18 protein-coding genes are annotated in these 17580 nt (G+C 69.7%); all 18 read right to left on the minus strand.

Annotated elements, in window-relative coordinates:
- Window positions 1-10: 10 nt before the first annotated feature.
- Window positions 11-2395, minus strand: a complete 2385-nt coding sequence (locus WC326_02330) for a M14 family zinc carboxypeptidase (GenBank protein MFA7329888.1) — start codon at window positions 2393-2395, stop codon at window positions 11-13.
- A 188-nt stretch (window positions 2396-2583) separates the two neighbouring features.
- Window positions 2584-3087: a peptidylprolyl isomerase gene (locus WC326_02335; protein ID MFA7329889.1), complete on the minus strand. Its 504-nt coding sequence runs from the start codon at window positions 3085-3087 to the stop codon at window positions 2584-2586.
- A 280-nt stretch (window positions 3088-3367) separates the two neighbouring features.
- The gene (locus WC326_02340) at window positions 3368-3553 is read right to left on the minus strand and encodes a hypothetical protein (GenBank protein MFA7329890.1); all 186 of its coding nucleotides are present in this window, start codon (window positions 3551-3553) and stop codon (window positions 3368-3370) included.
- Between the two features lie 69 nt (window positions 3554-3622).
- Complete coding sequence (locus WC326_02345) at window positions 3623-4420, minus strand: MBL fold metallo-hydrolase (GenBank protein MFA7329891.1); 798 nt, start codon at window positions 4418-4420, stop codon at window positions 3623-3625.
- Entirely contained in the window at window positions 4417-4998 is a 582-nt protein-coding gene (pyrE, locus tag WC326_02350) for an orotate phosphoribosyltransferase (protein MFA7329892.1), read from the minus strand. Before pyrE ends, WC326_02345 begins: the two co-directional genes overlap by 4 nt.
- A gap of 31 nt (window positions 4999-5029) precedes the next feature.
- Entirely contained in the window at window positions 5030-5713 is a 684-nt protein-coding gene (locus WC326_02355) for a hypothetical protein (protein MFA7329893.1), read from the minus strand.
- Window positions 5713-6540: an orotidine-5'-phosphate decarboxylase gene (pyrF, locus tag WC326_02360; GenBank protein ID MFA7329894.1), complete on the minus strand. Its 828-nt coding sequence runs from the start codon at window positions 6538-6540 to the stop codon at window positions 5713-5715. Before pyrF ends, WC326_02355 begins: the two co-directional genes overlap by 1 nt.
- Before the next feature lie 57 nt (window positions 6541-6597).
- Window positions 6598-7569, minus strand: a complete 972-nt coding sequence (locus WC326_02365) for a helix-turn-helix domain-containing GNAT family N-acetyltransferase (GenBank protein ID MFA7329895.1) — start codon at window positions 7567-7569, stop codon at window positions 6598-6600.
- 109 nt (window positions 7570-7678) lie between these two features.
- The gene (locus WC326_02370; protein ID MFA7329896.1) at window positions 7679-8242 is read right to left on the minus strand and encodes a manganese efflux pump MntP family protein; all 564 of its coding nucleotides are present in this window, start codon (window positions 8240-8242) and stop codon (window positions 7679-7681) included.
- A gap of 17 nt (window positions 8243-8259) precedes the next feature.
- Window positions 8260-9543, minus strand: coding sequence for a cyanophycin synthetase (locus tag WC326_02375; GenBank protein ID MFA7329897.1), 1284 nt, complete (start codon window positions 9541-9543; stop codon window positions 8260-8262).
- Window positions 9540-11123, minus strand: coding sequence for an N-acetylmuramoyl-L-alanine amidase (locus tag WC326_02380; GenBank protein MFA7329898.1), 1584 nt, complete (start codon window positions 11121-11123; stop codon window positions 9540-9542). Before WC326_02380 ends, WC326_02375 begins: the two co-directional genes overlap by 4 nt.
- Before the next feature lie 38 nt (window positions 11124-11161).
- A complete protein-coding gene (locus WC326_02385) occupies window positions 11162-11851 on the minus strand; it encodes a 4Fe-4S binding protein (protein ID MFA7329899.1) in 690 nt (229 codons plus the stop codon).
- A gap of 30 nt (window positions 11852-11881) precedes the next feature.
- On the minus strand, window positions 11882-12961 hold the full coding sequence (locus WC326_02390) for a complex I subunit 1 family protein (protein MFA7329900.1): 1080 nt from the start codon (window positions 12959-12961) through the stop codon (window positions 11882-11884).
- A gap of 66 nt (window positions 12962-13027) precedes the next feature.
- Window positions 13028-14653 carry a 2Fe-2S iron-sulfur cluster-binding protein gene (locus WC326_02395; protein ID MFA7329901.1) on the minus strand — a complete coding sequence of 542 codons (1626 nt, stop codon included), beginning with the start codon at window positions 14651-14653 and terminating at the stop codon, window positions 13028-13030.
- Window positions 14654-14866: 213 nt separating this feature from the next.
- Window positions 14867-16081 (minus strand): NADH-quinone oxidoreductase subunit D, encoded by a 1215-nt coding sequence (locus WC326_02400; GenBank protein MFA7329902.1) that lies wholly within the window; start codon window positions 16079-16081, stop codon window positions 14867-14869.
- Window positions 16074-16643 (minus strand): NADH-quinone oxidoreductase subunit C, encoded by a 570-nt coding sequence (locus WC326_02405; protein MFA7329903.1) that lies wholly within the window; start codon window positions 16641-16643, stop codon window positions 16074-16076. Before WC326_02405 ends, WC326_02400 begins: the two co-directional genes overlap by 8 nt.
- Before the next feature lies 1 nt (window position 16644).
- Entirely contained in the window at window positions 16645-17133 is a 489-nt protein-coding gene (nuoB, locus tag WC326_02410) for an NADH-quinone oxidoreductase subunit NuoB (protein ID MFA7329904.1), read from the minus strand.
- Complete coding sequence (locus WC326_02415) at window positions 17124-17492, minus strand: NADH-quinone oxidoreductase subunit A (protein MFA7329905.1); 369 nt, start codon at window positions 17490-17492, stop codon at window positions 17124-17126. Before WC326_02415 ends, nuoB begins: the two co-directional genes overlap by 10 nt.
- Between the last annotated feature and the right edge of the window lie 88 nt (window positions 17493-17580).

The raw sequence follows: 17580 nt of genomic DNA on the forward strand, positions 1-17580 counted from the left end.
CCGGGCGCGCTCACTTCAGCAGGGTGAGGCGCTGCACGCCCTGCCAGAGCGTGTCGCCGCCCCGCTCCACCGTGACCTGCGCGAAGTAGAGGCCGCTGGCCAGCGCGGATCCGTCCACGCTAAAGTCCGTCACGCCGGCGCCCAGGCCGCCGCGCGGGGCCAGCCGGGCCACCTCGCGACCCGCCAGGTCGAACAGGACCACCCGGGCGCTGGCGCCCGTGGCCTGGGTGGGCACGCTTAAGCGCAGGGTGGCGACGGGGTTGAAGGGATTGGGGAAGGCGCCCAGCGCGAACTCCGCCGGGCGCGTGCCCGGGTTCAGCACGGCGGCGTTGCCGTTCCAGCTGAGGCGGATGTCGCTCAGGTGCAGGCCGGCGTCCTCGATCACGCCGTTGGTCTTCACGCGGAAGGCGAAGCGGAAGGGCCCGCCCGCCCACTCGACCCCCAGCGGCACGCTGTGGCGCGTGATCCGCTGGCCGGGACCCGTCCAGCTGCGCACCACGCTCCAGCTCAGGCCGTCGTCGCGGGACAGCTCGACGTAGGCGCTGTCGTAGCCGCCCTCCAGCTCGTGATACTCGACGAATTCCAACGCGCCGGGCACCGCGTCGCGGACGGGCACGTCCAGCAGCCAGGACTGGGCGCTGGCCAGGCGGCAGTTCGTGTTGGACGCGCTCCAGCGGCCCGGGGCGTCCTGGAACTGCCAGCCCAGACTGTCGCCCCAGGCCCGGGTCCAGCCGCAATTCGCGCCTTCCTGCACGAAGGAGGCGAGCTCGGGGAATTCCTGGGTGAAGGCCGTGTCGTTCTCGTTGACGCGCTGGGCGGCGGGGAAGCTCAGCTCCAGGTCGTGGTCCAGCAGCAGGCTCTGGTGGACGGGGATGCGCCCGGGCAGCCAGGCCGTCAGCTCGTAGGCCCCCTGGGGCAGCTGGGCGCTGAAGGCGCCGGGCTGCGGCCAGACCAACAGCGTGTCGCTGTTCAGGTCGCGCAGTTCCAGCCGCTCGGGCAGCAGGTCCGCACCGTTCTCGAGAGCGCGAAAGGCCAGGCCCAGCGTGTGGCGGGGCAGGGCCTGCAGGGCCCAGTCGCGCGTCGTGGGCAGCGAGTTGCCCACCGCGACCTGGCTGTCCTGGCCCAGATAGCCGTGCTTGCGCACGCTCACGTTGTAGACCTGGGGTGCGAGCAGGCGGTAGTAGGCGCCGTGCCGGGGATCTGTGCGGTACCAGGGCACACAGTCCGGATGCATGACCTCGGCGATGCGCAGGCGTGCGGCCAGGGGCTGCTGGCCCGCCGCGTCACGCACGTGGGCCACCAGCCCGGGCGCCGCCACCTCGTAGCCGATGATCCGCCGGCAGAGCCAGTTGAGGCCGTCGATGTTCTCGTCCACGATGAAGTCGATGCTCGCCTGGTTCTGGGGCTGCATGCCCACCGAGCCCTGGGTGCCGATCTCGATGGTGAAGCCCAGGGCGCCGTATTGGCTGTAGACGAAATTGTGGTAGTTGCCCACCCGGCCGCCGCCCGCCACGTTGCGGTAGGGGTGGTAGTTGTAGCCGTCGATGACGGCCGCCATGCCGGAGGCGGCGGCCGTGCACATGTTGAAATCGGGCGCGGGATTGGTGTAGGCGGTGCCATCCTCCCAATGCCAGGGGAAAATCACGATCTCGTGGTTGGCGGAGGTGCGGGCGCTGTGGTAGCCCACGCCGGCCACAAAGCGCTCGCGCTCCATCTGGCCGACGATGGCCTGGACCTCCGGCTCGGAGTTCGGGGCGGGGCCGCGGAAGTAGTCGAACTGCTCCACGTCCGAATCCTGGCTCCACAGTCCGTCACTGTGGTTCCACCAGCAAGCGTAGTTGCGATTGAGGTCCACGCCGCAGCTGTCGCCGCCGGATCCCTGGGCGATGTGGCAGTGCCCGTCCGGGGCGAAGGAGTGCAGGTTCTTGCGGTAGGTGATGTCCTGCTCGCTGATCACGACATCCATGCCGTCCGGGTTGTAGGTGGGCACCACGTGGATCTCCAGCGCCTCGAGCAGCGGCGCCCAGCTTGGATGGCCCTGGCTGCCCAGTTCCACCAACCGGCGGACGAACTCCATCGAGACGTGGACGCCCAGGATTTCCTCCGCGTGGACCTGGCCGCCCACCCAGAAGGCGGGTTCGTCCTCCTCCTGCGCGACGTTGTCGCTGATCTTCACGCCCCAGATGGCCTGCTGGGTCTCGTAGGTGTGACCCAGCGAGTCCATCCGGACGAACTCCGGGTATTGGGCCGCCAGGGCGGCCAGTTCCGCGTGGATTTCCACGTTGTTGTAATAGAAATCGTCCAGCGCCGCGCGGGCCGGCCCGGCCAGGGCCGCCAGCAGCGCCAGGCCCAGGCCCAGCCGGGCACGGGAACGGGGAACGTCTTGCTGCCGCATGAATCCTCCGGGAGTCTTCGCCGGCCCGCCTGCGGACCCTGCGCCGTCTTGCAAACCAGCCGCGCCTGCAAAAAATGTGCCCGCCCATCCGCCCCTTTCCGGGTGGAAAAGGTCGGATGGGCGAACGGGAATCCTGTCGAGTGTTAAGAGCCGCGACCGGCCGGCTGAACCCGGCTCGGCCAACGCTCTCAGGGCAGCCGCGTGATCGACTCGATCACCACGGGCTGCTGCGGCACGTCGCGGTACATGCCCTTGCTGCCGGTGGGCACGGACTTGATGGCGTCCACCGTCTCCAAACCCTTCACCACGTGACCGAACACGCAGTAGCCGAAGCCCTGGGGATCGGGGCTGCGGTGGTTGAGGAAATCGTTGTCCACGACGTTGATGAAGAACTGGCTGGTGGCGCTGTGCACGGCGTTGGTCCGGGCCATGGCGATGGTGCCCCGCAGATTCTTCAGGCCGTTGGCGGCCTCATTCTCGATGGCCGGATCCGTGGCCCGCTCGGCCATGGTGGAATCCATTCCGCCGCCCTGGATCATGAAGTTGCTGATCACGCGGTGGAACACGGTCCCGTTGTAATGTCCCTTCTGGACGTAGCTCTCAAAGTTGGCGCAGGTCTTGGGCGCCTTCTCGTAGTCCAGCTCCAGGACGATCTCGCCCAGGTTGGTCTTGAGCAGAAACTGCTTGTTCATGGACTCTCCCGTCGGGGTTGCCGGAGTGGTCGCCACGTCCGCGGAAGCGGCACCGGCGGGTTGTGTCACCTGTTCCTGCGGTTCGCCGGCCCGGGGGGCCGTTCCGCACCCCAGCCAGCATCCCAGCACCAGCACCAGCGTCAGCCCCTGCCACAACCGGTTCATGATGATTCTCCTACTGCGATTCTTGACTGACAAAGCAACGGCGGTCAGCACAAGGCCAACCGCCGTCTAGAGGTCGGATCCAGGTCGAAGCGGTGAGGCCTCGACCTCGGCAGGCTCAGTGGGTGGCCGCCGCAGTGGTATCCGTGGTGGCCGGAGCCGTGGCCATCGTGTCCACGGTCACAGGGGCCGGGGTCTCAACCACGGGTTCGGGGGTCGGGACCGGCTCCTCGGCGGGCTTGGAACCGCAGCCAACCGCCAGCACCAGCGCAACAACCAATGCACCGCACAGCGTCTTCCGCATGGAAGTTCTCCTTTTGATTAGAACAGCCTTCTCGCTTGACGAGTCCAGGTCAAGAAGGGCCGACACAACCTAGCATGTCTGCCCGGAAAAAACATCAAGCCAATCTCCAACCTGATCCTGCCTGGCACAATCCAGGCGAATCGACCCGTGGGTCGAGCTTTCCAGAGCCCGGCCCGCCGCTTCCAGAGCCAATTCCGGTCGATTGTTCTCCCGGCTCAAGTGGCCCAGGATCACATGCCGCAATTCGGGTCCGGCCACGTGGCACAAGACATCCGCGCATTGCTGATTGGAAAGGTGACCGCGATCGCCCAGGATCCGACGCTTGAGAAAGGCCGGATAGGACCCCTTCAACAACAGCCCTTGGTCGTGGTTGGATTCAAGGATCAATAAGTGCCGGCGCCGCAGGGACTCGCGGACCACGTCCGTGACACAGCCCAGATCGGTGCAGACCGCCAGTCGCGCCGGACCTTCCTCCACTCCGAACTGAAGCGGCTCCCGCGCATCGTGCGAGCAGGCCCAGGCTTCCACCCGCAGACCCGCCACCTCGAACACCTCGCCCGCCCGCACGGGCAGCGGACGTGTCACATCCGTCCAGTACCGCTCCGTTGCCGCCGCCGTGCCCCGGCTGCACCAGACCGGAATGCCCAGTCGCCGCGCCAGGGAAGGCGCACAGCCCACGTGGTCGCTGTGCTCGTGTGTCAACAGGATGCCGGCCAACTCGTCCGGATCGCACTCCACGGCGGCCAGACGGCGTCCCAGATCGCGCAGCCCCAGACCCGCGTCCACCAGCAACGCGCCTTGCCCACCCCGCACCAGCACGGCGTTTCCCGCGGAACCCGAGGCCAGGACGCAAGCCCGAAGGCTCACGCCAACCCCCTGCTGCCGGGCTTGATGGGAACAGAGCCCATCCGGCAGAGGGGACAGTCATCGGCGGCGTAGGAAACAACATCCTGAGTGTGACAGGCGGCCAAATGTAATGCACGTCCTTGATGAATAAAACAAGTCCTGCCAGCGGATCTGTCCACAATGACCCCGACGCCCACCGGAACGGCGCCGGCGGCGGCCACCAGGTCGATCACCTCCTGGACGGAGCCCCCGGTGGTGACCACGTCCTCGACCACCAGCACGCGCTCGCCCGGCTCCAATTGGAAGCCGCGGCGCAGGGTCATCCGGCCCTCCTGGCGTTCGGCGAAGCGGGCGGGCACGCCCAGCTGTCGGCCCGTCTCCACGGCCACCACGATGCCGCCCACCGCCGGCGCGATCACGCTCTGGGGCTCCAGGGCGCGGAAGGACTCGGCCAGCAGCCCGCAAAGAGTCCGGGCGTAGACGGGGTGTTGCAGCACCAGGGCGCACTGGAAGTAGTTGGGGCTGTGGCGCCCGCTGGTCAGCAGAAAGTGTCCCTCCAGCAGGGCCCGGCTCTCCAGCAGCATGTCCAGGGGAGTCATTCGTTTGCCTTTCGTTGGGAGTCTCTCGGGGTCACTCGCTCTCCGGTCGACCGCTCTGGGACTGCTGGTGCAGCCAGTTCAGGTTGAAACCCTCGATGCGCTCGGCTTCGTCGCGGCTCAAGTCGGCGAACTCGTAGACCAGCACCACGTCGTCCGTGCTCCAGTCCCGGCGGACGAAGGTCAGCCGCCGGTCGCGGAAGACCTCGCCGCCCAGTTCGAAGCGCACGTGGGCGTCGCGGTGCTGGGCCACGCTGTGCTGGCGCGGGACGTGCAGGAGCATGCGCATGCCGCCCGCGCTGATGTTCACGGCCACGGCCTCCACCCAGCAGGTCATGACGAACTCCCGGCCCCGGACCTTGCCCAGGGCCTCGTTGCGCAGGGGCAGACGCAGGGTCATGGGCACGCGCCGGCTCACCCGCAGGTGACGGCGCCGCTGGTTGCGGGCCACCTGCGGCGGAGCCTCCAGCTCCAGCAGGTGGCGCTCCGCTTCGTGGAGCTGCCCGCGCACGGTGGTGTCGAAAATGCAGAGCGCCTGGGAATCGTGGTAGCGGCAGCTGACCTTCGTGCCTGGATCCAACCGCAGGAGTTCCAGCGGCGGCATCTCGCCCAGGCTGAGCTGCAACGCGCCCTGCTCCAGGCCCGCCAGCTCCGTGCGCCAGGTCTGGCCACCCACGGCCAGCAAGATGGCCGTCCCCGGGCGCGGCGGGTTGTCCATCAGAGCAGGTCCAGCCGGCGGGCGTAGTCCCGCGCGCGTTCGCGCACGGCCTCGGGTTCGGCCACCGGGTCCCGGCCGTACAACACGTCGCGTGAGACATTGATCAGCGCCGGTCCATGGCCCAGCCGCAGCGCGGCCTGGACGGCGTCCAGGTCGCCACCCTGGGCGCCCACACCGGGGATGAGCAGCGGCAGGGCGGGAAAGGCCTGCCGCACCGCGGCCAGTTCCTCCGCCCGGGTGGCGCCCACCACGGCGCCCAGGCGACCCGCCGCCCAGCCGGAGTTCCAGCGCTCCAGCATCTCCAGCACGCGCCAGTAGAGGGGCCGGCCGTCCACCGGGAGCAGTTGGAAGTCCGCCGCGCCCGGGTTGGAAGTCAGGGCCAGCACGTACGCGCCCATGCCCGGTCCCAGCTGGTCCACGGGCGCCGCGCGCCCCGCCAGGAAGGGTTCCACGCTGTCGCGGCCCATGTAGGGCGCCAGGGTCAGCGCGTGGGCGCCCATCCGGTCGAAGAAGGCCCGGGCGTAGCGCGCGCTGGTGTTGCCGATGTCACCGCGCTTGGCGTCCACGATGACGAAGGCGCGCGACCCGATGCGGGCCACCAGCTCCGTCAGACTCTGCCAGCCGGCAGGCCCCTGCTGTTCGTAGAAGGCCGCGTTGGGCTTGAAGGCGGCCACCAGGTCCGCCGTGGCCTCCACGATGTCCGCGCCCAGGGCCCCCAGGGGATCCGGCAGGCTCTGGTAGCGGTCGGGGATGCGCTCCGGGTCGAGGTCCAGGCCCAGGCAAAGGCGGGTGCCGCAGCGGGCCAGATGGGTTGTGAGGAATTGCATGGCGCAAGGTAGCAAGGCTCGACGGCTCCGTCCCGCCGGCCGGTGCCACGCGCCGCGTTACGAGAAATCCTCAGCCGGGTCCAGGACCCGCTCCAGGCGCAGGGAGGGCCGGGCGTGGGCCTGATCGTCCGTCCCGGCCAGCTGGAACCCGAGCTTCAGGTAGAGGCGCTGCGCGTCCACCAACCGGGGATGCGTGAGCAGCCAGAGCCGTGTGGCGCCCAGCGCGCGGGCTTCGGCGCAGGCCGCACGCACCAAGGCCTCGCCCGCGCCGCGCCGCCGTCGGGCCGGATCCACGGCCAGCTTGGCCAGTTCGTAGTCGCCCGCGCCGTGTCGGAGCAACGCGCAGACTCCCACCGGCTGCTCCTCCCAGAGGGCCACCAGGATCCGCCCGCCCCGGCGCAGCACGCGGCCGGCGGGATCGGCCAGCAGCCGCAGGTCCTGCTCATCCGGCGTGAAGTGTTCGTTCAGCCAGGCCAGGTTGAGTTCCGCGAAGAGCCGGCGGTAGGCCGGTCGGTAGGCGACCACGCGCAGGCGGCGCCGAGACGGCCGGCCCAGTTCCTGCAACATGCGATCGGCCAGGGGAGCCCGCTCCAGCCGCTCCTCCAGGGCTTCCAGACGGACCAGCAGGTCCGGGGCCTCCTCCGCCAGCAGTCCGGCCGTGGCCCGGCGAACGGCTTCCCAGACGGGTGCCAGCTCCGTCAGGCGCTGCCGGCCGGCGCGGGTCACCCGCACGCGCTGGCGCCGGGCATCCCGGGGATCCGGCTGCCGCCCGGTCCAGCCCGCCGCGTCCAGCTCGCGCAGCAGCTGGGCCACGGCCGTGTGACTCAGCCCCACCTCGGCGGCCAGTTCCACCACGCCGCGGCCGTCCTCCCGGGCCAGGGCCTGGACCAGTCCGAACCAGCGCCCCTCGAAGGGCTGACCCAATTCCCGGTAGAGCTCGTCCACGCCCGCCAGCAGCCGCTCGCTCAGACGGCGCAGGCGCGTCGCCAGCGCCAGCTCGCCCAAGTCGCGCACCAGGTCCTGCCTCATCCCGGCTCCACGATTTCAGGAAAGTTCTTTCGGAATTTTATCAATCGAGGGCAGGACCGGCAAGGCGGACGCGGACACGTCGTGTGACACGCGATTCCGGAGGATGGGCTCAGGCCAGCAGGTGGCTGATGAGGATGCGCAGGCCGATGAGGATCAAGATCGCCCCGCCAATCCGCTCCATGCGCGGCCCCCAGCGGTGGCCCAGCCGGCGGCCCAGCCGCACGCCCAGCCAGGAGAGCGCCCCGGTGATCAGGCCGATCACCAGCACGGGCTGCCAGATGCTCACGCGCAAGAAGGCCAGGCTCAGGCCCACGGCCAGGGCGTCCAGGCTCACGGCCACCGAGAGGGCCAGCAGGGTCCAGCCGCGGGAGGGATCCGGCCGGCCGGCGGCGGACTCCTGCTCCTCGGCTCCCGCCTGGCGCAACATGCGCCCGCCGATCCAGAGCAGCAGAAAGAAGGCCGCCCAGTGGTCCACGGAGCGGATCAGGTCCGCCAGGGTGAGACCGGCCAGCCAGCCCAGCACGGGCATCAAGGCCTGGAACAGGCCGAAGTGGAAGGCGATGCGAAAGGCGGGTCGGCGCCCGGGCGGCAAGAGGGTGGAGGCCCCCAGGGAAACGGCCAGGGCATCCATGGCCAGGGCCACGCCCAGCAGGATCATCTCCAGCCACTCCATCCGCCGCGCTCCTTCGTCTACAATCCGCGGGGCAACTCCACGGCCCCCAGCCAGGCGGCGACGCCCAGAAAGGATCCGGTGACCAGCCAGGGCTCCCGCTCGTCCTTCTCCTCCACCCGGCATCGCAGCGCGCGCAGGGCGGACTCGTCCAGCCAGCCCTCGATCTCCACTCCGGCCGCCCGGGCGGCGGCCCGCCAGTCCTCCCGGGAGGCGGCCCGGCCGTGGCCCGCGGGCAGCAGCACGTGCAGCGGACCCGCCACGGGCGCCAAGACGCGCAGGTTGTCCGCCAGCGCCTTGTCCGCCATCCCGGCCAGCAGCACGTGGAAGCGTGCTCCCGGCCAGTGGGCGGCCAGTTCGAGGGTCAGCCGCGCCAGGGCCGGCGGGTTGTGGGCCACATCCAGCACCAGGGGCGGATCCCGGCGCAGCACGTGGAAGCGCCCGGGCCACTCGCCGGATTCCAGGCGTGTCACAACAGCGGGATCCCCGGGCCGCATCACGGCCAGCTGCTCGACCGCCCGCAGGGCCAGTCCGGCGGCGGCGCGCCAGCTCCAGGTGTCCTCGGGCAGCAGCAATCCGGCCCCGCTCCGGCCGCGCAGCAGCACGCGCTCCCCCAGCCGTTCCTCGGCGGCAGGCGCCGGGCACGGGGAAACCTGCAGAACCTCGGCGCCGCGCTCGCGGGCCACCCGAGCCACGATCTCGCACAGCGCGGGCTCGTCCACGGCGCTGATCAGCACGCCGCCGGGGGGCGCTACGTGGGCCTTGTCCCGGGCCACGTCCGCCAGGGTCGGACCCAGCACGGCCAGGTGGTCCGCGCCCACGCTGGTCAGCAGAGACAGCTCCGGCCGTACGGCGCTGGTGGCGTCCAGCCGCCCGCCCAGCCCGCACTCGAGCACGGCCCAGCGCGACCCCGCCCGGGCGAAGGCCAACAGGGCCAGGGCCGTCAACGTCTCGAAGTAGGAGGCCCCCACCGCCTCCACGTGCGGCGCCAGTTCGCGCCAGGCCCCGCCGGCGGCGGCCTCGTCCAGGGGGCCGCCCCGCAGGCGGATGCGTTCGGACACGTGCAGCAGGTGCGGCGAGACGAAGAGCCCGGCGGGCTCGCCGGCGTCCTCCAGCAGCCGCCAGAGGGCGTAGGCCGCGGCGCCCTTGCCATTGGTGCCGGCCAGCTGGACGCAGCGCAGGGCGCGCTCCGGGTGGCCCAGCCGCTCCAGCAGGTCCGCCATCCGCTCCAGGCCCTGCAGCATGCCGAAGCGCGCCCGGGCGTCCACGGCGCGCCAGATCTCCGCCCAGGTCGCGGAGCTCACGGCTGCCCCGCGCTGAGCGCGTGCAGTTCCTTCAGCCCCGCGGCCAGCGCCTGGGCCAGGGCGCGCTGGCCCTCGCCCGATGCCAGCTGCCGGTGGTCCTCGCCGTTGGTCAGGAAGCCGCACTCCACCAGCACGGCAGGCATGCTGGCCCCCACGAGCACCTGGAAACCGGCCTGCTGGACGGGCCGGCGGCGGCGCTCGGTGATCCGGCCCAGGTGGCGGGAGAGGAGTTGGGCCACGCCCCGGCTCTCCTCGGCCCAGCCGGACTGGGCCATGGAGGCGAGGATCCAGTCCTCGGGCGGGCGCTCGCCCTGGGCATCCGGACCCTCGAAGTCGAGTTGGGAATTCTCGCGCAGGGCCACCTGGCGGGCGTGTTCGTTCATGCCCGGCCGCAGGAAGAACACCTCGTGGCCCCGGGCGCGCCGGTCCTTGGCGGCGTTGATGTGGATGGAAACGAAGAGCTGGCCCTGGGCCTGGTTAGCCCGGCGCGTGCGCTCGCCCAGGGGCAGGTACTCGTCGCGTTCGCGGGTGAGCAGCACGTCCACGCCGGGCAGTTCGCGCCTGAGCCGCTCGCGCAGTTCCAGGGCGATGGCCAGGGTCAAGTCCTTCTCGCTCTTGCCCCAGCGTGAGACAGCGCCCGGGTCGTGGCCGCCGTGGCCCGCGTCGATGACGATGCGCGTGAGTTCCTCGCGCAGGCCGGTCAGAGCGGGCGCGGGAGCCTCCTCCTCCGGGGCGGGCTCGTGCAGCGGCCCGGCCGCCACCACGGCCCCCCGCCGGCGCAGCAGGACCTGGATCTCCCCCAGCGCCTCCACCTCTTCCACGTCCACCAGCTCCGCCTGGGACGAGAGGGCCAGACCCAGCACCCACTCGCCGCCGTCCCGCCGGGCCGTCAGGCCGCGGATCAGCGGATCGCCGCCCGGCTTCAGGCGCGCGGGATCCTCCAATCCGGCCAGCTCGTCCAGGTCGGGCAGGCGCAGGTCCAGCCGGCCCGCCCCGGGAACGGATTCGAAAACCGGGATCTCCGGCAGCCGCAGGCGCAGCAGCTCGCCGCCAGGGACGGTCTCGCGCTCCAGCGCGACGGGCAGCGGCTGGAGGGCCAGTTCGTCGCGCCCCTCGTCCAGCCGCCCCTGCAACAGCCCCGACGCCAGCAGGCGGCGCAGCAGCTCCAACTCCACCAGCAGACCGTCCGGTCCGTTCACGGGAGCCTGGTCCAGGCTGAGCAGCGTCCCGTCCACTTCCACGAAGCGCAGGCCCTCCACCACCCGGACGCGATGGCCCCGGGCCTGCAGGGTCCAGGCGGGGCCGTCCACGTCGGCCAGCAGGCCTTCCAGGCGCAGCAGGTCGTCCAGGCTGAACTGGCGCAGGCCGCCCGGCGCGCGGCCGGTCCGCCAGGTGGGCAGAATGGCCTCGCCGCCGCCGGGAAGGGTCACCAGCAGCTCGCGGTCGGGTTCGGGTGGGGAGAGGACGGCCAGAGCCCGCGCCCCGGGCTGGGCTGCGGCCAGCAGCCAGAGGACCAGCAGCAGGACCGGCGCGGATCCCCGTGTGACAGGCGGGCGGGTGGCGGGGCGGAGGTGGTCCATTGCTCAGGCCCTGCGGCGCGGAATGCCGCGCCGGGCGGTCATTCGAGCCCGGCGGGCCGCGTGGCGGGATTGCCGGCGTGCAGGCGGGCCAGCTGCTCCTCGCGGTAGCGCAGGTCCACCTTGACGGGGGTGACGTGGTCCAGGTTGCGCCAGCCCAGGTGCGGCAGCACCTTCTCCACGGGCTTGCCGCGGAACTCGGGTCCCGTGCAGATCAGGGGCTTGGGATCCAACAGTTCCGGCAGCCGCAGGATGAAGTTCTCCCGGCGGTCGCTGGAGATCTCCATGATCTGCGTGTCCATGTAGATGGCGTCCTTGGGGCAGGCCTCCACGCAGAAGCCGCAGAAACAGCAGCGGTCCAGGTCGATGCGGAACTCCGCCGGGGCCTTCTCCTCCGGGCTGCCGTCGTGCTCCATGGGCGTGATGGAGATGCAGAAGTCGGGGCAGGCGGTCTCGCAGAGCATGCAGGCCGTGCACTTGGGGCGCCCGTCCTCGTGCACCTTGATGCGGTGCTTGCTGCGCAGGACGCGCGGCAGGGGGCGCATCACCTCCGGGTACTGCAGGGTGGTGGAGCCGGGCTTGCCCCCCTTCAGTCCGATGGCGTGGAGGGTGTGGCGGCCCATGTTGACGAAGAAATGGCGGGCCGTGATCCAAAGCCCGGTCCAGACGGCCGGGTAGTACAGCGCGGTCTTCAGGGTCGCCTGGCGGTCCACACGCACGAAGCGGGCCATCTCGTCTCCCTTTCCGCGGCCAAGCGGCCGCTAGCTCAGCATCACGAACGCCGTCACCACCACGTTGAGCAGGGCCAGGGGCAGCATTTCCTTCCAACCCAGCCGCAGCAGGTGGTCGAAGCGGAAGCGCGGCAGGGTCCAACGGATCAGCAGCTGCAGCCAGCAGAAGAACAGCAGCTTGAGCAGGAAGGACCCGATGCGCAGGATGAACACCACCAGCGGGGCCAGTTCCAGTGTCGCGCCATTGCCGAACACGAAGCCCGAGTCCGCCAGCCAGGGCACCTGCCAGCCGCCGAAGAACAGCGTGGTGACCAGGGCGCCCAGCACCACGATTTCCATGAACTCGCCCAGCAGGAAGAGGGCGAACTTGGCCCCCGAGTATTCCAGGTTGTAGCCAATGATCTCGCTCTCGCCCTCGGGGATGTCGAAGGGCACGCGCTTGGTCTCGGCGATGGCCGCCGGCAGGAAGAGCAGGAAGGCCAGGGGCTGCGTGAACACGCCCCACTTGGGGATCCAGCCGAACCAGTGCTGGCCCTGGGCGGCCACGATCTCGGGCAGGCGCACGCTGCCCGTCACCAGCACGACGCCCACCAGGGACAGGCCCAGCACCACCTCGTAGCTGATCATCTGACTGATGCCGCGCATGGCGCCCAGCTGGGCGAACTTGTTGTTGCTGGCCCAGCCGGCCAGCACCACGCTGTAAACGCCCATGGAGCCGAAGGCCAGGATGTAGAGGAAGCCCACGTTCAGGTCGGCCACCTGGAGGGCGATCTCCCGGCCGCCGATGGTCAGCGGCGGGCCGAAGGGAATCACGGCGAAGGTGACCATGGCGGCGAACAGGCCCACGAAGGGCGCGATGTTGAACAGGAAGCGGTTGGCGAAAGGCGGCACCCAGTCCTCCTTCGAGAAGGACTTGATCCCGTCGGCGAGGATGTTGAACAGGCCCCAGACCCGCAGTCCCAGGATGTCCGCGCGGTTGGCGCCGATGCGGTCCTGCATGACCGCGCTCTGCTTGCGCTCGGCCCAGGTCAGCAGGGCGGCCAGCGGCAGGATGACCCCCAGCAGGATCACCACCACCTTGACCAGCGCCAGCAGGATCTCGAACAGCATGGATTCTCCCTTGGTTGAGACATCCGGTCCGCCACGCTCAGCGTGGCGGACCTCCCGCCAAACTGCCTAGCGCGGGGCCGCCTCCTTCGACACGTGCCGGGACGGAGCCGGCGGCGACGGCAGTCCGCGCAGGGCCGGCACTTCGGCCTCCAGACGCTTGACCAGCGCGTCCAGCGTGGCCTGGGCGGGCCGGCGGCCCAGCCGGGCCCCCAGCTCCAGCAGCAGATCCACGCCCCGGTGGGCCGCGCCCAGCGGCGCGAAGGCCGCCTGGAAGCGCTGCCCCAGTCCGTCGCAATTGATGAAGCTGCCGCTCTGCTCCGCCGTCACGGCGGCGGGCAACTGCACGTGGGCCAGGTTGTCCCAGGCCTGCTCCCGGGGCGTGATCACCAGCAGGAAGCGCAGGCGCGTCAGCAGGTCCCGGGCCTCGGCGCCCAACAGCCCGGGCAGGTCCCAATGGAAACAGACCAGGCTGCGCACGCGGCCGGAGCGGATCTCGTCCAGCAACTGGCCGTCCGCGAAGGCGCCGCGCTTGAGCCCCAGCGCCGCGCAGCCCGCGCGGTTGGGGTGCAGGTCGGCCTTCATCAGCAGTCCGTCCTCCGCGCCGCGGGGATCCAGTTCGAGCTGATAGTCCGCCCGCGTCACCTTGAGCTGGTCCAGGAAGAGCGAGCGTGCGGCCAGCAGGTCTTCGCAGCTCATGTCCGGGTTGAACAGCACGGCGGTCTGGTCGGCGTGCCGGCGCAACTCGTCGTCCAGGTGCCGCGCCGCCTCGCCCAAGGCGTCCTCCCAGTCCGTGACCGCCAGCTGGCCGTCGCGGGTCACCCGCGGCTGCTCCAGCCGGCCTTCATCGATGGCGGGATAGCCGTAGCGGCCGCGGTCGCAGAGCCACCACTGGTTGACCTGCTCGTTGAAGCGCGGCTTGACGCGCTGCACGCGCCGGCCGCTCTCCGGGTTCTTGTAGTCCCGCTGCTCGTCGAACTGCAGTTCCACGTTGCAGCCCTTGCTGCAGCCCGGGCAGATGCTGTCCGCCTTGCGCAGGAACCAGACCCGGCGCTGGAAACGGAAGTCGCGGTCCGTCAGGGCCCCCACGGGACAGAGGTCGACGACGTTGCCCGAGTAGGGGTTGTCCAGCGATTTGCCCTCGGCCAGATGCAGCGTGCTGTGGCTGCCGCGCTCCTCGATGCCCAGCTCGTGGGTGCCGGTGACCTCCTGGCAGAAGCGCACGCAGCGCGAGCAGAGCACGCAGCGCTCCGAGTCCAGCATCACGTGCGGTCCGATGGGCTGGCGCTTGGGCTTGTGGACGGGTTCCGTCTCCCGGCGGCTGCCGGTGTCGATGGCCCCCCACTCCATGTAGTAGTCCTGCAGCTTGCACTCGCCCGCGCAGTCGCAGTAGGGACAATCGATGGGATGGTTGAGCAGCAGGAATTCCATCACGCCCTGGCGCGTGTCCAGCACATCGGCGCTGGCGGTGCGGATGGTCATGCCGTCCAGCGCGGGTTCCACGCAGGAGGCGGCCACGCGCGAGCGGCCGCCCATCTCGATCTCGACCATGCACATGCGGCAGTTGCCCGCGACGCTGAGGCCGGGGTGGTAGCAGAAATGCGGCACCACCACGCCCGCCTGCTTGCAGGCCTCGATCAGGCGCGTGCCGGACGGAACCTCCACCGGGCGGCCGTCGACGGTCAACTTGGGCATTCCCTCACTCCTTCCACAGGCGTCGGGGCATTCCAGGGGACACTCGTGTCCATACTACTTATGCCAACTCGCGCCGGCCATCAAGAGAACCACAGACCCACAGACACCCGGGCCAGAAAGCGGGCGCGTGGGTGGGGGAACTCGGCAGGACCCGCCGGCAGCGTCCGTTCCAGGGCCCATCTGGGCAGTCTGTGGTTCTCTTCATGGCCGGTCTCAGCGATCCAGCTCGCCGCCGATCATGTTGATCGAGCCGAAAATGGGGACCACGTCCGCGATGGAGCGGCCGATGATCATCTCCTTCAGGGCCTGGGTGATCCCGAAACAGGGCGGCCGGCAGCGCACCTTCCAGGGCTGCTCGCCCCCCGTGGACACCAGGTAAAAGCCCAGCTCGCCGTTGCCGCCCTCCACGGCGTGATACACGGCGCCGGGTGGCGGGGTCAGCATGTGGCCCCACATGTGGTGCTTGAAGTGGTTCATCAGGCCTTCGATCCGCGTGTAGACCTGCTCCTTGGGCGGCGCCGTGTAGCGCGCGTCGGGAACGCTGACCGGGCCGTCCGCCGGCAGCTTGGCCAGGCTCTGCTCGACGATGCGCAGGCTCTGCTCCATCTCGTGGAGCCGCACCAGGTAGCGGTCGTAGCAGTCGCCGCCGCTGCACACCGGAATGTCGAAGTCCACCTGGTTGTACAACAGGTAGGGATGCTGGACGCGCACGTCGTACTCGATCCCCGCCGCGCGGGCCACGGGGCCCGTGAAGCCGTAGCTCAGGCAGGTCGCGCGGTCCAGGGCCCCCACGCCGCGCGTGCGGTCGATGAAGATCCGGTTGTCGCTCATCAGCTGGTCGATCTCGCGGTTGATGTCACGCAGGTCGGTGAAGAGCTCGAGGATCTCCTCCTTCATGCCCGGGTAGGGCTCATAGGCCAACCCGCCAATGCGCGTGTAGCTGGTGGTCACCCGGGCGCCGCAGATCTTCTCCAGCACTTCCCAGATCAGGTCGCGGCCCTTGATCAGGTAGAGGAAGGCCGTGAAGGCGCCCAGCTCCATGCACGAGGCCGCGATGCAGGTCTGGTGGTCGCAGATGCGCATCAGCTCGCTGGTCAGCATGCGCAGCCACTGGCCGCGCACGGGGACCTCGATGTCCAGCAGCTTCTCCACGGCCATGTGGTAGCCCACGTCGTTGATGATCGGCGAGACGTAGTTGAGCCGGTCCACGTAGACCACGCACTGGTTCCAGGGGTGGTTCTCGCACATCTTCTCGAAGCCGCGGTGCAGGTAGCCGATCTCGATGTCGCAGTCGGTGATCTCCTCGCCCTGGGTGCGCACCTTGAGCCGCACGATGCCGTGCGTGGTGGGATGGCTGGGCCCCATGTTGAGGGTCATTTCCGTGGAGTGGGCCGTGATGGGCGGGGTTCCGCCGCTCTGCTCAGACATCCGCTTCATCCTCCCGCGGCTGGGACGCACCGCCACCCACGGCCTCCGGCCCGATCAGGGGCTGGCGGGCCTTCATCTTGTAGTCCTTGCGCAGGGGATGCCCCTTGAACTCGTCGTACAACAGCAGCCGGCGCAGGTCCGGGTGGCCCGCGAAGCGGATGCCGTAGAGATCCCAGATCTCCCGCTCGTACCAGTCGGCGGCCTTCCAGAGGCCGGTGAGCGTGGGCAGCTCGGCGCGCTCCTCCTGGAGCGGCACGCAGACCCGCAGGCGCCGGTTGCCGGACAGGCTGTAGAAGTGGGCCACCACCTCGAAGCGGACCGGGCGCTGCCCCAGGTAGTCCACGGCGGTCAGGTCCAGCAGGTACTCGAAGCCCTCGTCCTCCTTGAGCCAGCGCGCCAGGGTGGGCCAGATCTCCCGGCGCACCGTGACCTCGCGCTCGCCGAAGGCCTCGCTGAAGCCCAGCACGGCGCTCTCGAAGCGCTCGCTGATCCGCTCCGTAAGCTCGGGGCCGGCCCAGCTGCCCGTGGCCTGGAAGGTCCGCTCCGTCCGCGTCCCGCTCATCTCAGACCTCGTGCTTCTGGTGCTGGATCTTGGCCTGCAGCTTGATCAGTCCGTCCATCACGATCTCCGGGTGGGGCGGACAGCCCGGGATGTAGATGTCCACGGGAATGATTTGGTCGATGCCCTGCAGCACGGCGTAGTTGTTGTAGGGTCCCCCGGAGATGGTGCAGGCGCCGAAGGCCACCACCCACTTGGGCTCGCACATCTGGTCGTAGACCTGCTTGAGCACGGGGGCCATCTTGTGCGTGATGGTGCCCACCACCAGCAGCACGTCGCTCTGGCGCGGGCTGAAGCGCGGCAGGCCGGCGCCGAAGCGGTCCATGTCGTAGCGGCTGCAGGCGGCGGACATGTACTCCATCCCGCAGCAGGCCGTCACGAAGGGATAGTTGAAGATCGAGTACTTGCGTCCCCAGCCCAGCACCTTGTCGAGCTTGGTGGTGACGAAGGGTTCGGCCAGTTCCAGGCTGCGCTGGACGGGGCTCAGTTCCATGCGACGATTCCTTTCCGCAGCACGTAGATGAGGCCCACGCCCAGGGCGCCCACGAAGACCAGGATCTCCAGCAGCCCGAAGAGCCCCAGCCGGCTGTAGCTCACGGCCCAGGGATAGAGGAAGATGGTCTCGATGTCGAAGATGACGAAGAGGATCGCGATCAAGTAAAAGCGGGAGTTGAGGCCGCCCTCGCGCGGGCTGCCCACGGGCGTCATGCCGCATTCGAAGGGCTGGAGCTTCAGGCGGTTGAAGCGTTTGGGACCCAGGTAGGTGGCGGCCAGGTACATGACCGTCACCAGGCCCAGGGCCAGGGCGAAGAGCACGGCCAGGGCCAGCACGTTGGGATTGAAGTCGGTCATCCTGTCCTCGTCGGCTCAGTGCCGGCCCGGCGCCGGTGACACAAGGATCCTGGAAATGCAGGGATTCTCAGCTTTGGCGGAAAATATA

Source organism: Candidatus Delongbacteria bacterium, from assembly GCA_041675285.1.
Classification (GTDB): domain Bacteria; phylum CAIWAD01; class CAIWAD01; order CAIWAD01; family CAIWAD01; genus CAIWAD01.

Bases quoted from the DNA above. Each gene is read 5' to 3' on its own strand.
- WC326_02330 (MFA7329888.1), bottom strand. From the start codon at position 2,395: ATGCGGCAGCAAGACGTTCCCCGTTCCCGTGCCCGGCTGGGCCTGGGC.
- WC326_02335 (MFA7329889.1), bottom strand. From the start codon at position 3,087: ATGAACAAGCAGTTTCTGCTCAAGACCAACCTGGGCGAGATCGTCCTG.
- WC326_02340 (MFA7329890.1), bottom strand. From the start codon at position 3,553: ATGCGGAAGACGCTGTGCGGTGCATTGGTTGTTGCGCTGGTGCTGGCG.
- pyrE (MFA7329892.1), bottom strand. From the start codon at position 4,998: ATGACTCCCCTGGACATGCTGCTGGAGAGCCGGGCCCTGCTGGAGGGA.
- WC326_02355 (MFA7329893.1), bottom strand. From the start codon at position 5,713: ATGGACAACCCGCCGCGCCCGGGGACGGCCATCTTGCTGGCCGTGGGT.
- pyrF (MFA7329894.1), bottom strand. From the start codon at position 6,540: ATGCAATTCCTCACAACCCATCTGGCCCGCTGCGGCACCCGCCTTTGC.
- WC326_02365 (MFA7329895.1), bottom strand. From the start codon at position 7,569: ATGAGGCAGGACCTGGTGCGCGACTTGGGCGAGCTGGCGCTGGCGACG.
- WC326_02370 (MFA7329896.1), bottom strand. From the start codon at position 8,242: ATGGAGTGGCTGGAGATGATCCTGCTGGGCGTGGCCCTGGCCATGGAT.
- WC326_02380 (MFA7329898.1), bottom strand. From the start codon at position 11,123: ATGGACCACCTCCGCCCCGCCACCCGCCCGCCTGTCACACGGGGATCC.
- WC326_02385 (MFA7329899.1), bottom strand. From the start codon at position 11,851: ATGGCCCGCTTCGTGCGTGTGGACCGCCAGGCGACCCTGAAGACCGCG.
- WC326_02390 (MFA7329900.1), bottom strand. From the start codon at position 12,961: ATGCTGTTCGAGATCCTGCTGGCGCTGGTCAAGGTGGTGGTGATCCTG.
- WC326_02395 (MFA7329901.1), bottom strand. From the start codon at position 14,653: ATGCCCAAGTTGACCGTCGACGGCCGCCCGGTGGAGGTTCCGTCCGGC.
- WC326_02400 (MFA7329902.1), bottom strand. From the start codon at position 16,081: ATGTCTGAGCAGAGCGGCGGAACCCCGCCCATCACGGCCCACTCCACG.
- WC326_02405 (MFA7329903.1), bottom strand. From the start codon at position 16,643: ATGAGCGGGACGCGGACGGAGCGGACCTTCCAGGCCACGGGCAGCTGG.
- nuoB (MFA7329904.1), bottom strand. From the start codon at position 17,133: ATGGAACTGAGCCCCGTCCAGCGCAGCCTGGAACTGGCCGAACCCTTC.
- WC326_02415 (MFA7329905.1), bottom strand. From the start codon at position 17,492: ATGACCGACTTCAATCCCAACGTGCTGGCCCTGGCCGTGCTCTTCGCC.